Source organism: Duganella sp. 1224 (assembly GCF_013408245.1).
Classification (GTDB): domain Bacteria; phylum Pseudomonadota; class Gammaproteobacteria; order Burkholderiales; family Burkholderiaceae_D; genus Rugamonas.
The window spans coordinates 83,524-99,845 of the sequence record NZ_JACBYS010000005.1; the positions used below are offsets into that span (position 1 = coordinate 83,524).

At 70.9% G+C, this 16,322-nt stretch carries 5 protein-coding genes; 3 read left to right on the forward strand and 2 right to left on the reverse strand.

Annotated features, from left to right (window positions below; all coding sequences use genetic code 11):
- Positions 1-10: 10 nt before the first annotated feature.
- From FHW58_RS20480 to FHW58_RS20490, 3 genes are all read left to right on the forward strand, one after another.
- A complete protein-coding gene (locus tag FHW58_RS20480; protein WP_179675027.1) occupies positions 11-13,081 on the forward strand; it encodes an Ig-like domain-containing protein in 13,071 nt (4,356 codons plus the stop codon).
- A gap of 154 nt (positions 13,082-13,235) precedes the next feature.
- The gene (locus tag FHW58_RS20485; RefSeq protein ID WP_373996719.1) at positions 13,236-14,009 is read left to right on the forward strand and encodes a response regulator; all 774 of its coding nucleotides are present in this window, start codon (positions 13,236-13,238) and stop codon (positions 14,007-14,009) included.
- The gene (locus FHW58_RS20490; protein WP_179675028.1) at positions 14,006-14,926 is read left to right on the forward strand and encodes a HAMP domain-containing sensor histidine kinase; all 921 of its coding nucleotides are present in this window, start codon (positions 14,006-14,008) and stop codon (positions 14,924-14,926) included. Before FHW58_RS20485 ends, FHW58_RS20490 begins: the two co-directional genes overlap by 4 nt.
- Before the next feature lie 2 nt (positions 14,927-14,928).
- On the opposite strand, the gene prmC is transcribed toward FHW58_RS20490, so the two are convergent.
- Both prmC and FHW58_RS20500 read right to left on the reverse strand, forming a co-directional pair.
- Positions 14,929-15,744, reverse strand: a complete 816-nt coding sequence (gene prmC, locus FHW58_RS20495; protein WP_179675029.1) for a peptide chain release factor N(5)-glutamine methyltransferase — start codon at positions 15,742-15,744, stop codon at positions 14,929-14,931.
- Positions 15,741-16,211, reverse strand: a complete 471-nt coding sequence (locus FHW58_RS20500; protein WP_179675030.1) for a disulfide bond formation protein B — start codon at positions 16,209-16,211, stop codon at positions 15,741-15,743. Before FHW58_RS20500 ends, prmC begins: the two co-directional genes overlap by 4 nt.
- Positions 16,212-16,322: the final 111 nt, after the last annotated feature.

Genomic DNA, 16,322 nt, shown 5'->3' on the forward strand with positions numbered 1-16,322 from the left:
GAGAGGCAATATGAGTAACCCAGACCGTCCGTACAGCGCGGTGCTGTTCATCGATGCCGGCGTGGCCAATGCCGACGCCCTGGTGGCCGACGTTGCCGATGATGTCTTGATCGTGAAACTGGCTTCATGGCGCGACGGGGTGGAACAGATTGCCACCGTGCTGCGCAACTACCAGGACCTGGACAGCATCCAGATCGTTTCCCACGGCGCCGAGGGCCGGCTTCAACTGGGCAACACGGTGCTGGACAGCGCCCAGCTGGAGCGCTACCAGGCCGCCGTGCGCGAATGGGGCGCGGCGCTCAAGGACGACGGCGACTTGCTGTTGTTCGGCTGCGACGTGGCGGCCGGCGTGGCCGGCCAGAGCTTTGTCGACGCGCTGGCCCACGTCAGTGGCGCCGATGTGGCGGCCTCGACCGACATCACTGGCCTGCACGGCGACTGGGACCTGGAATACCACAGCGGCGCCATCGATTCGGCGGCCGCCCTGACCCAGCAGGCGCAGCAGGCTTACCAGGCCGACCTGGCGCTGGTCAACAACGGCAACAACGGCACCATCACCTTTGGCACCAGCAGTACCGTCACGCTGTTGAACTCGACCGGGCTGGCGGCCGGCGCCGTGGTCCACGCCGACAACATCCTCGGCCTCGGGCTGGACGTGTACGCGCGCAGCTCGGCCGGCGGCGGCGTCACCATCGCCAACACCAACGGTGTCAACGTCATCGGCCTGCCGGTCACCGACGACCGCCTGACCGTCAACGGTTCGCTGCTGTCGCCGGTCAGCTACGTCGACCTGCGCGCCAACAGCGGCGTGTTCGACGCCGTCAGCATCAACCTCGGCAGCGGCAACCTGATCGGCGCCCTCACCGGCCCCATCATGTTCACCGTGTACGCGCTGGACGCGAACTACCAGCCGACCGGCGTCGGCGTCTCGCTGCCCAGTCTGCTGGTGAATGAGTACGGGCTGCTGAATTTCGCCTCGATGGCGGACTTCAAGGGTATCTATGGCATCCGTGTTGTCAACGTGCTGGGCGTCGAGGTCGGCATCGACGACCTGCAGATCGCCAACGCGCGGCCGGCCAACACCCTCACCTCGGCCGCCTACAACGCCGCCACCGGCGTGCTGAACCTGACGGCGGTCGGCATCCGCGCCGGCGACGCCATCGACCCGACCAAGTTTACCGTCACCGGCGCCAACGGCGCCACCTACACGCTGACCTCGTCGGTGGTGAGCGCCAGCAGCACCACCTCGGCCTCGATCACGCTGAACGCGGCCGACAAGCTGGCCCTCAGCGGCCTGCTGAACAACAACGGCGGCGCCAGCGTCGACGGCACCACCTTCAACCTCGGCGCCGCCGCCAACTGGGACGGCAACCTCAGCAATGGCGTCGACCTCAGCGGCAACCCGATCACCGTCTCCAACGTGCAGCTGCCGACCATCACCTCGGCCAGCTACAACGCCGCCACCCACGTGCTGACCGTCACCGGCAACAACCTGGTGGGCGTGGCGGGCGCCAACAACGACATCACCGTGGCCAAGATCGGCCTGACCGGTGAGGGCGGCGCCACGCGCTTCCTGAGCACCAGCGGCAATGTCGACGTCACCAGCGCCACCTCGTTCTCGGTCACGCTGACGGGCGCCGACATCGCGGCGGTCGAGGCGCTGCTGAACAAGAACGGCACCGTGTCGGCCGGCGGCACCGCCTACGCGCTGTCGGCGGGCGATGACTGGAACTCGGTGGTCGGCAACGCCAACACCGCGGTCAGCGCTGCCATCGTGGTGGTCAACAACACCAGCAACAGCGCGCCGACCATCAGCGGCGCCGCCACCGCCGGCGTCGGCGACAACGCCACCATCAAGCCGTTTGCCGGCGTGAGCGTGGCCGACGTCAACGGCGACAACGTCAGCATGACGATCAGCTTCAACGCCGCCAACGGCACGCTGAGCGGCACCGGCCTGTCCGGCGCCAACGGCAGCTACACGCTGAGCGCGGCCACGCCGTCAGCGCTCAGCGCCGCGCTGAAGGCGCTGACCTTCACGCCCACCGCCAACCAGGCGGCGGTGGGCGTCGGCATCAACACCACCTTCACGCTGGTGGCCACCGACGCCAACGGCGCCAGCGTGACCAACACCGCCACCGTCATCACCGCCACCTCGGTCAACGACGCGCCGCTGCTGGGCGGCACGGCGGCGGCGCAAAACATGACAGCCGGCGGCACGCTGCATCCGTTCTCCGGCGTCACGCTGAGCGACCCGGACGTTGGCGCCTCGGTCATCGTCACCATCACGCCGGACAGCGCGGCCAAGGGCGCGTTCACGCCAGCCTCGCTGAGCGCCTCCGGTTTCGTCACCACCGATGGCGGCGTCACCTACACGCTGTCGGCGGTGGCGCCGGGCGCGGCGCAGGCGGCGTTGCAGGCGCTGGTGTTCAAGAGCGCCACCGGCGTCAGCGCCACCACCACCTTCACCGTCGCCATCAACGACGGCAGCGTCATCGTCAGCAACAGCGCCACCACCGTGGTGTCGGCGGTGCCGAGCAGCACCACCGCGCTCAGCGTGGCGTTCTCGTCGGACACCGGCATCAGCAACAGCGACCTGATCACGCAGACCGCCGCGCAAAACATCTCCGGCACGCTCAGCGGCGCCTTGCAGAGCAACGAGAAGGTCGAAGTCTCGCTCGACAACGGCGCCAGCTGGGTCACCGCCAGCGCCGCCACCGGCGCCACCAGCTGGACGCTGAACGGCCAGACGCTGAGCGGCAGCGGCACGCTGCAGGTGCGCGTGAGCAATCCGGGCGGCAGCAGCACCCCGCTGAGCGCCAGCTACGCGATCGACAACACGGCGCCCGCCACCATCTCGTCCAGCGTGGCGTTCTCGGCCGACACCGGCGCCAGCACCACCGACCTGATCACCAAGACCGCCGCGCAGACCATCAGCGGCACATTGAGCGCCAACCTGGCCGCCGGCGAACACGTCGAGGTCTCGCTCAACAACGGCGCCAGCTGGACCACCGCCAGCGGCAGCGCCGGCAGCGCGGCCTGGTCGCTGGCCGGCCAGACGCTGACCGGCAGCAACACGCTGCAGGTGCGCGTGGTGGACGCGGCCGGCAACGCCGGCGCTGTCAGCAGCAGCGCCTATGTACTGGACAACACGGCCCCGACCGTGTCGCTGAGCAGCAACGTCAGCGTGCTGAAGAGCGGCGAGAGCGCCGTCATCACGCTGACCTTCAGCGAAACACCGGACGGCCTGGCGCTGAACGACCTGAGCGCCGTCGGCGGCACGCTGGCCAATCTCACTGCCACCGCCAATCCGCGCGTGTACACGGTGGAGTTCACGCCGAACAGCGGCCTCAGCGGCCTGCTGGGCAGCGTCTCGCTGGCCGCCAACAGCTACACCGACCTGGCCGGCAACAACGGCAGTGGCGCCACCTCGTCGGCGATCTCGATCACCACCTTGGGCCCGAGCGTGGTCATCACCAGCGACGCCGCCACGCTGAAAACCGGCGAAACCGCCAATATCACCTTTACCTTCAGCACGCCGCCGACCGGCTTCGCGGCCAACGACATCGTTGCCACCGGCGGCACCATCAGCGGCCTGACCAACCAGGGCGGCGGCGTCTACACGGCGCTGTTCACGCCCGGCGCCAACGTCAGCGGCCCGGCCTCGATCACCGTCACCAGCGGCAGCTACACCGATGGCGTCGGCAACAACGGCGGCGCCGGCGTCACACCGGTGATTCTGGTCGACACCAAGGCGCCGACGCTGGCCATCACCAGCGACCTGGCCACGGTCAAGGCCGGCGACGTGGCCACCATCACCTTCACCTTCAGCGAGGCGCCGCTGGGCTTCACCTCCGGCGACGTGGCGGTCAGCGGCGGCACGCTGAGCGGCTTCAGCGTGACCGCCAATCCGCTGGTGTACACGGCGCAATTCACGCCGTCGGCCGGCATCGCCAGCGGCGCGGCCAGCATCAGCGTGGCCGGCGGCAACTACACCGACCTGGCCGGCAACAGCGGCAGCGCCGGCGCCTCGCCCCCGGTCAGCATCGACACGGTGGCGCCGACCACCACCGGCGCCAGCTTCAGCTTCTCGAATGACACCGGCGTCAGCAGCACCGACCTGGTCACGCGCGCCACCGCCCAGACCGTCAGCGGCACGCTGAGCGCGGCGCTGGTGTCGGGCGAGACGGTGCAGGTGTCGCTGGACAATGGTGTCACCTGGAGCAACGCCAGTGCGGCCGTCGGCGGCAGCAACTGGAGCCTGGCCGGCGTCACCTTGGGCGGCAGCAATACGCTGCAGGTGCGCGTCAACGACGCCGCCGGCAACCATGGCGCCGCCGCCAGCGCCGCCTATGTGCTGGACACCACGGCGCCGACGGTGCTGGCCACCAGCAATCTCGGCGCGCTCAACGCCGGCCAGACCGCCACGCTGACCTTCAGCTTCAGCGAGGCGCCGGCCAACTTCAGCGCGTCGTCGCTGACCGTCACCGGCGGCAGCATCAGCGGCCTGGCGGCCACCGCCGATCCGCTGGTGTACACCGCCACCTTCACGCCGTCGGCCGGCCAGCTGGGCGTGACCGCCACCGTCAAGGTCAACGCCGGCGGCTACATCGACGCGGCCGGCAACAACGGCCAGGCCAGCCTGACGGTGCCAATCGTCATCAACACCACGCTGCCGTCGCTGGTGATCACCGCCGATGATGTCGCGCTCAAGGCCGGCGAAGCGGCCACGCTGACCTTCACCTTCAGCACGCCGCCGACCAATTTCGACGTCAGCGACATCGGCCACAGCAACGGCACCCTGAGCGGCTTCAGCGCCACCGCCAACCCGCTGGTGTACACGGCGGTGTTCACGCCCAGCGCCGGCGTGGGCGGCGGCACGGCCAACATCAGCGTCGCTGCCGGCGCCTACACCGACGCCTTCGGCAACAGCGGCGGCGGCGCCGCCGGCCCGGCGATCGCCATCGACACGCTGGCGCCGAGCGTGGCCATCACCAGCAACGTGACGGCGGTCAAGGCCGGCGAGACGGCGCTGGTCACCTTCACCTTCAGCGAGGTGCCGCTCGGCTTCACGGCTGGCGACGTGGTCACCACCGGCGGCACGCTCAGTGGCCTGACGGTCAGCGCCGGCAATCCGCTGGTGTACACCGCCACCTTCACCCCCACCGCCGGCATCCAGAACACGGCGGCCAGCATCACCATCGCCGGCGGCGCCTTCACCGACGCCGCCGGCAACGGCAACAGCGCTACGGTGACGCCGCCGATCGCCATCGACACCCTGCCGCCGGCAGCAGTGGGCAGCACCGTGGTGTTCTCGGCCGACAGCGGCAGCAGCGCTACCGACCTGGTCACCAACGCCGCCAGCCAGACCATCAGCGGCACGCTGGCCACGCCGCTGGGCGGCGGCGAGTTTGTCGAGGTGTCGCTGGACAACGGCGCCACCTGGACCGCCGCCACCGCCAATGCCGGCACCACCTGGAGCCTGAGCGGCCAGACGCTGAGCGGCAGCGACACCTTGAAAGTGCGCGTGACCGACGGCGCCGGCAACCATGGCCTTGTGTCGTCGTTCGCCTATGTGCTGGACACCACGGCGCCCACCGCCAGCATCAGCAGCAACGCCAGCGCGCTCAAGGCCGGCGAGACGGCCACCATCACCTTCACCTTCAGCGAGGCGCCGAGCGGCTTCGACCTGGGCGACATCAGCGCCACCAACGGCGTGCTGAGCAACCTGAGCGCGACCGCCAACCCGCTGGTCTACAGCGCCACCTACACGCCGCTGGCCAACGTCAATGGCGTCACCGACAACATCACGCTGACCGCCGGCGGCTACACCGACAAGGCCGGCAACGCCGGTGCCGGCGCCAGCTCGCCCGGCATCAGCGTCGACACCCAGGCGCCGCTGACCACCGGCGCCAGCGTGGTGTTCTCCAACGACAGCGGCGCCGCCGACCTGGTCACCAACGTTGCCGCGCAAACGCTCAGCGGCACGCTCAGCGCCAACCTGCAGGGCGGCGAGACGGTGGAGGTGTCGCTCAACAACGGCGTGACCTGGACCACCGCCAGCGCCACCGCCGGCGGCAACGGCTGGTCGCTGGCCGGCCAGACCTTGAGCGGCGGCGCCGGCCAGCAGGTGCAGGTGCGCGTCAGCGACGCCGCCGGCAACCACGGCGCCGCCTACAGCGCCGCCTACACGCTGGACCAGAACGCGCCGACGCTGACCATCACCTCCAGCAAGGCGGTGCTGAACAGCGCCGACACGCCGCTCATCACCTTCACCTTCAGCGAGGCGCCGGTCGGCTTCAGCGCGGCCAGCGTGACGGTCAGCGGCGGCACGCTGACGGGCTTCACCGCCACCGCCAATCCGCTGGTGTACACGGCGGTGTTCGCGCCGACCGCCGGCCAGACCGCCGGCGTGGGCGTGGTGGCGGTGGCGCCGGGCGCCTATACCGACCTGGCCGGCAACAGCGGCCTGGCCGGCGCCACGCCCGCCATCAGCTATGCCACGGTGGCGCCGGGCGTGGCCATCCTCAGCGACGTCACCGCGCTCAAGGCCGGCGACACCGCCAACATCACCTTCAAGTTCAGCAGCACGCCGGTGGGCTTCGCCATTGGCGACATCACCGTCGGCGGCGGCACGCTGAGCGGGCTGAGCGCCACCGCCGATCCGCTGATCTACACGGCGGTGTTCACCGCCAACGCCGGCGTGGCCAATGGCAGCGGCGCCATCAGCATCAACAGCGGCACCTTCACCGATACCCTGGGCAACCTCGGCGTGGGCGGCACGATGACCGCGATCGCCATCGACACGCTGGCGCCGACGCTGGCCATCACCAGCAGCGCCAGTTCGCTCAACAGCAGCGGCACCGCCACCATCACGTTCACCTTCAGCGAAACGCCAGCCGCGTTCTCGCTGGGCGACATCGGCGCCACCAACGGCACCGTCAGCAACCTGGTGCAGACCGCCAATCCGCTGGTGTACACGGCGCTGTTCACGCCGGCGGCCAACGTCGCCAGCGGCAACGCGGTGGTCAGCGTGACGGCCGGCGCCTACGCCGACCTGGCCGGCAACGCCGGCGCCGGCGCCAGTTCACCGCCGATCAGCGTCGACACACTGGCGCCGGCGCTGGGCGGCGGCACGCTGCTGTTCTCGTCCGACACCGGCAGCAGCAGCACCGACCTGATCACCAAAGCCGCCGCGCAAACCATCGCCGGCACGCTCAACGGCGGCGTGCTGGCCAACGGTGACGTGGTGGAAGTGTCGCTCAACAACGGCGCCAGCTGGACCGTCGCCACCACCACGGCCGGCGGCAATTCGTGGGCGCTGTCGGGCCAGACGCTGAACGGCAACGGCACCGTGCAGGTGCGCGTCAGCGACGCCAATGGCAACCACGGCGCCGTCACTGTCCACAATTACGTGCTCGACACGACCGCGCCGACGGTGACGATCAGCAGCGACGTCAGCGCGCTCAAGGCCGGCCAGAGCGCCACCATCAGCTTCACCTTCAGCGAGGCGCCGTCCGGCTTCGCGGCGGGCGACGTGACCGCCAGCGGCGGCACACTGACGGGCTTTACCGCCACCGCCAACCCGCTGGTGTACACGGCGGTGCTGACGCCGACGCCGGGCTTCAACGGCACTGCCAGCGTCACGCTGAACAACGGCTTGTACACCGACGCCGCCGGCAATGACGGCAGCGGCGGCACCTCGCCGCTGATCAGCGTCGACACGCTGGCGCCCACGCTGGCCATCACCAGCAACGCCAGCACCCTCAAGGCTGGCGAGACCGCCACCATCACCTTTAGCTTCAGCGACGCGCCGAGCGGCTTCGCGCTGGGCAGCGTCAGCGCCAGCAACGGCAGCCTGAGCGGGCTGAGCGCGACCAGCAACCCGCTGGTGTACACCGCCACCTTCACGCCGGGCGCCGGCATCGCCAGCGCCGACGCCATCATCAGCGTGGCCGGCAGCGTGTATGCGGACGCCGCCGGCAACACCGGCGCCAGCGTCAGCAGCGCGCCGATCGCGGTCGACACGCTGGCGCCGACCGCTTCCGCCGCGTCGGTCAGCTTCTCGGCCGACGCTGGCGCCAGCGGCAGCGACCTGGTCACCAATGTCGCCGCGCAAGTTGTCAGCGGCACGCTCAGCGCGCCGGTGGGCGCCGGCGAATACGTGGAGGTGTCGCTGGACAACGGCAACACCTGGCTGAGCGCTGTGACCACCGGTCCCGGCCGATGGGCGCTGACGCCGCAGGCGCTGACCGGCAGCGGCACGCTGCAGGTGCGCGTCAGCGACGCCGCCGGCAACCACGGCGCGCCGTTCTCGGCCGGCTATGTGCTGGACCTGGTGGCGCCGACCATGACCGTCACCAGCAGCGCCACCGCGCTCAAGGCCGGCGAGGCGGCCACGCTGACCTTCACCTTCAGCGAGGCGCCGACCGGTTTCACCCAGAGCGACCTGACGACGGCCAACGGCACGCTGAGCGGCTTTGCCGCCACCGCCAACCCGCTGGTCTACACGGCGCTGTTCACGCCGACTGCCGGCCTGGCCGGCGCCAGCGCCGGCGTGACGCTGGCGCCGGGCAAGTACACCGACCTCGCCGGCAACGCCGGCGGCGGCGCCAGTGCGCCGCTGATCACGGTCGACACGGCGCCGCCGTCGCTGGCCATCAGCAGCAACGCCGCCAACCTGAAGATCGGCGAGTCGGCCACCATCACCTTCAGCTTCAGCGAGGCGCCGGTCGGCTTCACGCTGGGCGACATTGCCGTCAGCGGCGGTGTGTTGAGCGGCTTTGGGCAGACCGCCAATCCGCTGGTGTATACCGCGCTGTTCACGCCGACGCCGGGGGTGGCCGCCGGCACCGGCACCATCGCCGTGGCCGCCGGCAGCTTCCTGGACGGCGCCGGCAACGCCGGCCTGGCGGCTGCCATCGCGCCGATCAGCTACAGCACGCAGGCGCCCAACACCGGCATCGCCACGGTGGAGTTCAGCGCCGACACCGGCGTCAGCGCGACCGACCTGATCACCACCGCGGCGGTGCAGACCATCCGCGGCACGCTGGACGCCAACGTCCAGGCCGGCCAGGCCGTCGAGGTGTCGATCGACAACGGCGCCAGCTGGGTCACGGCGACGGCGGCGGTGGGCGGCGTCACCTGGGCGCTGGCGACGCCGGCCCTGCTGACCGCCAGCGGCACCCTGCAGGTGCGCGTGACCGACGCTGCCGGCAACCACGGCGCCGCCTACGCGGCCGCCTACGTGCTGGACAACACGGCGCCGACGCTGACCATCAGCGCCAACGCCGCCAGCCTCAAGGCCGGCGAGAGCGCCACGCTGACCTTCACCTTCAGCGAGGCGCCGCAGGGCTTCAGCGCCGGCGACATCGTGCTGCCGCCCGGCAGCGGCAGCATCAGCGGCTTTGGCGTCACCGCCAACCCGCTGGTGTACACCGCGCAGTTCACGCCGACCAACGGCTATACGCTGCCGGCCGCGGTCTCGGTGCTGGCCGGCAGCTACGTGGACACCGCCGGCAACGCCGGCGCTGCCGCCACCGGCAGCCCGATCAGCATCGACGCGGCCGCGCCGTCGCTGGTCATCAGCAGCAACCTGGCGTCGCTGAAGATCGGCGACACCGCGCAGATCACCTTCACCTTCAGCGAGGCGCCGCTGGGCTTTGCGGCCGGCGACGTCAGCGTCAGCGGCGGCACGCTGAGTGGCTTCACCGCCACCGCCAATCCGCTGGTGTACAGCGCCGTGTTCACGCCGACGCCGGGCGTCAACGCCGGCAGCGCCGTCATCAGCGTGGCGCCCAACGTCTACAGCGACCTGGCCGGCAACGGCGGCCTGGGCGGCAGCATGCCGTCGCTCAGCCTGGACACGCTGGCGCCGCTGTCGGCGGCCGTGGGCACGCCGGTGTTCTCCAACGACACCGGCGTCAGCGGTGACCTGATCACGTCGGCCGCGTCGCAGGTGGTCAGCGGCTCGCTGTCGGTGCCGCTGGGTGCGGGCGAAACGGTGCAGGTGTCGTTCGACAATGGCACCACCTGGCAGAGCGCCACCGTCAACGGCAACGGCGACGGCTGGTCGCTGGCGCACACGCTGAGCGGCAGCGGCGTGCTGCAGGTGCGCGTGACCGACGCCGCCGGCAACAGCGGCCCGGCCGCCAGCGCCCCGTACGTGTTCGACCAGAGCGTGCCGACGGTGACCATCAGCAGCAACGTGGCGGTGGCCAACGGCGTCGAGCCGGCCGTGATCACCTTCACCTTCTCCGAGCCGCCGGTGGGCTTCAGCGGCGCCGACATTGCCGCCAGCGGCGGCACCATGGGAGCGCTGACGGCGACCAGCGATCCGCGCGTGTACACCGCCACCTTCACGCCGGCCGCCGGTGTGGCGGTCGGAAGCGCCACCATCAGCGTCAACGTCAACGGCTACACCGACACCGCCGGCAACCCCGGCAACGGCGCCGCCATCCCGTCGCTGCAGATCGACACGGTGGCGCCGGTGGCCGAGGCCAATGGCGGCGTCACCTTCTCCAGCGACAGCGGCACCGGCGGCGACCTGATCACCAACAACCCGGCGCAGACGCTGACTGGCACGCTGAGCGCGCCGCTGGCGGCAGGCGACGTGGTGCAGGTGTCGGTCGACAGCGGCCAGACCTGGCAGCTGGCGTCGGTCAGCGGCACCACCTGGTCGCTGACGCGCACGCTGCTGACCGGCACGCGCGCGCTGATGATGCGGGTGGCCGACGCCGCCGGCAACATCAGCACCACCCGCACGCTGCAGTACACGCTGGACACCACCGCGCCCACCGTCACCCTGAGCAGCAACGCGGCATCGGTGGGCCAGGGCGGCAGCGCCACCATCACGCTGACGCTGAGCGACCCCGGCGTGCTGACGGCGGCCGACATTGTCGTCACCGGCGGCACCGTCAGCGGCTTCAGCGGCAGCGGCACCACCTACACGGTGACCGTCACGCCGCCGCTCAACAGCACCACGCCGATCACGGTCAACGTCGGTGGCGGCCTGTTCAGCGACACCGCCGGCAACAGCAGCGCCGCCGCCACCCCGCTGGTGGTGCCGGTCAACACCAACACGCCGGTCAATCCGGGCACGCCGTCGACGGTGGACGGGGTGCAGATCAGCACCCTGACCGGCATCGATGGCCGCACCGGGCTGCCGAGCCGCACCATCAGCGTGCCCAACATCACGGCGGCGCGGCCGGAGGACAGCAACACCACGCACGCCCACCTGGCCGACATCCCGATCGGCATCGCCGCCAGCGGCGGCAACCCCGGCACCAGCCTGGTGGTCAGCGTGCCGCTGGGCGTCGGTTTCGCGGCCGAGGGGCCGGCCGCGCTGCTGGGCGGCGCCGTCGCCCTGACCGACCTGATCGGCCGCATCGACGACCACACCACGGCCGGCCAGGCGACGCGGGTGGCGATGGAGGCGCAGGCGCAGGAATTCCTGGCCGGGCTGCGGCCGGAAGTGCAGCTGCAGCACGCCACGCTGACCATGAGCGCGTCGCCCAACACGGCCGATGCCGTGGCGATTATCGACGGCAGCGACCTGGTCGCGGCCGGCGGCGTGGCCAGCGGCGGGCCGCAGCACGCCGGCGCGCCGGACAACACCGCCACCGCGCTGGTGATCGACGCCCGCGCGCTGCCGCAGGGCATCGGCCTGCAGCTGGACGACGTCCACTTCGCCGCCATCATCGGCCAGGCCACGGTGCTGGGCGGCGCCGGCGACAACTTCTTCATCGGCGACGGCGAGGCGCAGCGCTTCGTGCTGACCACCGGCAGCGACGACGATACGCTGTACGGCAATGGCGGCGACGACCTGCTGCTGACGGCGGCCGGCAACGACTACCTGAACGGCGGCGATGGCGCCGACCGGCTGGCCGGCGGCGGTGGCAACGATGCGCTGCTGGGCGGCACCGGCAACGACGTGCTGCAGGGCGGCCGCAGCGACAGCGGCCAGTGGCAGTTCTACCTGAAGGCTGGCAAGGTGGTGGCGCTCCACCAGACCGCGCTGGCCAGCGCCACCGCCACCGAGACGCTGACCGCGGCCGAGCTCAACCAGGGCGAAGCCATCCTCAAGTTCGTCAACGGCAGCGCCGCCCAGCTGGACATGCTGTCCCTGATGTACCACGCCGCCTTCGACCGCGCGCCCGATCTGGCCGGCCTGAACAACTGGCTGAGCGCCAATCTGAACACGCAGCTGCAGGCGCAGGGCATACTCGGCTCGGCCGAGGCGGCCAGTGGCGTCATGGCGCTGAACAACCATGATTTCGTGGCCAGGTTGCTGACCAATTCGCTGGGCACGGCGCCGGACGCGGCAGCGCTGGCGCCATACCTGGCGCGCCTGGACGCGGCTGCCAACGGCGACCTGGCGACCCGCGCCGGCGTGTTTGCCGATATCGCCCTGAGCAGCGCGCACCGCGCCATCTACGATAGCGGCAACGGCCTGGCGCTGGGCGGCCAGTTGCTGACCAGCGAGCACGGCTGGATCGCCCATTCCGGCAACGACCGCCTGGAGGGGGGCGCCGGCAACGACCTGCTGGTCGGCGGCGACGGCACGGACACCGTGGTCTACAGCGGCAACGCCAGCCAGTACAGCCTGGCGCTGAGCACGGCCGGCGATGTCATGATCGCCGAACCGGACGGCGGCCTCGACACCATCCGCCAGATCGAGCTGGGCGAATTCAATGGCGTTACGCGCGACCTCGGCTTCACCCAGGCCGGCGCCGCCACGCTGCAGGAACTGGGCATGCTGTACCACCTGACCCTGGGCCGCGCCGGGGATATCGGCGGCTTCCTGCTGTGGCTGGGCAGCGGTTTGCAGGGCAGTGCGCTGGGCGCCGGTTTCCTGCAGTCGGCCGAGTTCCAGCAGCGTTTCGGCGGGCTGGACGACACGGCCTTCGTCAACCAGCTGTACCGCAACCTTGGCCAGCAGGCCGACAGCGCGGCGCTGGCCAAGTGGGACGCCTATCTGGACCACCACAGCCGCTACGACCTGACCATGGCCATGGCGCACGACGTCACGCTGGTGGGCAGCCAGTTCGGCGCCAACGGCATGAGCCTGGTAGGTAGCTTGTAAGTTGCCATTCTGAAAGATGCGACAGCGGTTTTGCCGCAGGACGAACTCGACACTCAGGAGCAAAGCAACGGCATAATGGGGCGCCAGTTTCCCGCACCGGAGGCGCACCATCTTCGCCCTGACCACAATTGAGCAAGCACGGCCGGGCATCCTGATCGTCGACGACGAACGGGAGGAACTGCGCTTCCTGACCGATTTGCTGCGGCGCCAGCTGTACCACGTGCGCACCGCCAGCGACGGCATGGCCGGCTACCAGGCGGCGCTGGCGGCGCCGCCCGACCTGATCCTGCTCGACGTGCGCATGCCCGGCATGGACGGCTTTGCCGCGTGCCGGCTGCTGAAGGCCAATCCGGTCACGCGGCCGATCCCGGTGATCTTCCTCAGCGCGCTGGACGAGCCGGACGAGCGCGTGGCCGGGCTGGCCATGGGCGGGGTCGACTTCGTTGCCAAGCCCTACCACCCGGCCGAGGTGTTCGCGCGGGTGCGCATCCACCTGGAGCTGGCCGGACTGCGGCGCGATGGGCCGGCGCCGGCGCCGCCGCCGGCCACGCCGCACGACCCGGACGAGGTGGTGGCGCTGGCCGCCATGCGCCTGATCGACGACAACCTGGCCGCGCCGCTGACGCTGGCCGGCATCGCGCGCGCGCTTGGCACCCACGAAAAGCGCCTGTCGCAGGCCTTCCGCCGCCACGCCGGCAGCACCGTGTTCACCTACCTGGGCGAGGCGCGCATCCGGCGCGGCCGCCAGTTGCTGGGCGACACCGGCCTCAGCGTCCAACAGGTCGCCGAGCAGACCGGCTTCAGCAGCGCCGCCAACTTCGCCACCGCCTTCCGCGAACACGCCGGCGTCACCCCCACCGCCTACCGCCAGGCGCTGCGCCAGCAGGCGCCGCAGCGGCCGGACGCCGCGCCGGGCGGGCAGCCGTGAGCGACGACGGGCAGGACGCCGCCCGCATCCGTGCCCGCCTGCTGGCGGCGCTGCACCACGACCTGCGCGCGCCGCTGGCGCGCATCGCCACCGGCGCCAGCACCGGCTTCGCCGACCTGGCGGCAATGGAAAACGAGGCGCGGCGCCAGCTGGAGTGGCTGGCCGACCTGCAGGAATGCGCGCGCTACGCGCTGCAGCCGCCCGAGCTGACGGCGGCGCCGGCCTACCTGCACGCGCTGATGCGGCACGTGACGCACGACGGCGGCAGCCTGCCGGCGCTGGCCGAGCTGGACGCGCGCCGCCTGGCGCAGGTGCTGGCGCGGCTGCGCGACCATGGCGGCGGCCGGCTGGCCGTGCGCGCCCAGTGCGCGCCGCCAGCGGTGCGGCTGGCGTTCGAGGCCGGCACGGCGGATGGCCCGTGGCGCGATTACCAAGGCTCGCTGGCGGACGAGCGCATCCTGCCCGGGCTGCTGGTGGCGGCGCACCTGGTGCGCGCCATGGGCGGCGTGCTGCAGCACAGCGGCGGCGGCCTGCGTTTCGAGATCAGCGCGCCGCTGGCGCGCGAAGAGGACGCCATGCCGCCCACCCCGCATTTCGACTGGCCGGAGCCGTTCGGCGCCGGCCACGCCATCCTGCTGCTGGAGCCGCATGCGCCGATGCAGGACTACCTGAGCGAGATCCTCGAAAGCGCCGAGTTCGACGTGCAGTACGAGCCCGAGGACCGGGTGCCGGCACTGATCCTGTGCGCCGACGAAAGCGTGTGGGACATCTGGCCGCGCGAGGAGGCGCCGCCGGTGCTGCTGCACGGCCTGCTGCCGCCGCTGCGACCGGAGGATTTCGTCGAGGTGCTGTACAAGCCGGCGCCGCCGGCGCTGCTGCTGTCGGCCTTGCGCCGGCGCTTGCAGATCAGGCTGTAATGTCAGGCCGGCGGCCGCCGACCGCCGCTGACGCGCTCGATGCCGGCCAGATCGCGCCAGCTTTGCACCTCGTGGTAGCCGGCGGCGTTCAGCAGCGCGCGCACCGCGCCGGCCTGGTCGTAGCCGTGCTCCATCAGCAGCCAGCCCTGCGGCTTCAGGTGGCGCGGCGCGCCGGCGATGATGGTGCGCAGCGCCGACAGGCCGTCGGCATGGTCGGTCAGCGCCCCCACCGGCTCGAAGCGCAGGTCGCCCTCGGACAGGTGATGGTCGCCGCTGGCGATGTAGGGCGGATTGGAGGCGATGACATCGAACGGCGCGGCGTCCGCCAGCGCGGCGTACCAGTCGCTGTGCAGGAAGGTGACGCGGGCGCCGTTGGCGGCGGCGTTGCGCCGCGCCACCGCCAGCGCGTCGGCGCTGACGTCCAGCGCGGTGACGTCGGCATCCGGCCGCGTGTGCGCCACCGAGACGGCGATGGCGCCGCTGCCGGTGCCCATGTCCAGCACCCGGCCGCGCGGCGGCGTGCGGTCCAGCGTCAGCTCGACCAGCAGTTCGGTGTCGGGGCGCGGGATCAGCACGGCGTCGCTGACTTCAAACGGCAGGCCGAAAAACTCGCGCTGGCCGACGATGTAGGCGATCGGCTCGCCGTCCAGGCGGCGTTGCACCAGCGCGGCATAGCGGCGCATTTCGTCGTCGGTCAGCACCCGCTCGGACTGGGTGATCAGGGCAATGCGGTTGACGCCCAGCGCATGGCACAGCAGCACGCGGTTATCCAGCGGATCCAGCGCCGACTGGCGCTGCAGGGCGGCGATGGTGGTCATTTGACGCGGCGGATCAGCGCCCAGGCCAGCGCCAGCGTGAACAGGCCGAACCACAGGAACGACCACTGCGGAATCGACAGGCCGAACCACGGCGCCAGCGCGTCCTCGCACAGGCCGTCGGCCTTGAACAGGAAGGGCAGGTAGGTGGCGGTGGGGATCTTGTTGAGGAAGGTCTCCATCGGATCGATGCCGCACGACAGGCCGGGATGGGCCAGCACCCACAGGTGCTTGCCGGCGGTGCCGAGGCCGCCCAGCGCCGCCAGCAGGCCGACCCCGGCCAGCGCCTTCGGCTTGCTGGTATAGGCGCCGATCAGCGCGCACACGCCGATGGCGAGGAACAGATAGCGCTGGATCACGCACAGCGGGCAAGGCAGCATGTCCAGCCCGTGCTGCAGATACAAGGCGACGCCGATCAGGCCGAAGGCGGCGATGGCGATGGACAGCAGCAGGGAGCGGGTATGTATCATGAAGAAGAATCCATCAGGGGTAAATGCCAATAATTTTCGCACAATGTTGCCAACAGGGCCTTAGACGGCTCTTAATTCCACCCCGCAGCCCGCACACCGGGGTCCGACCCC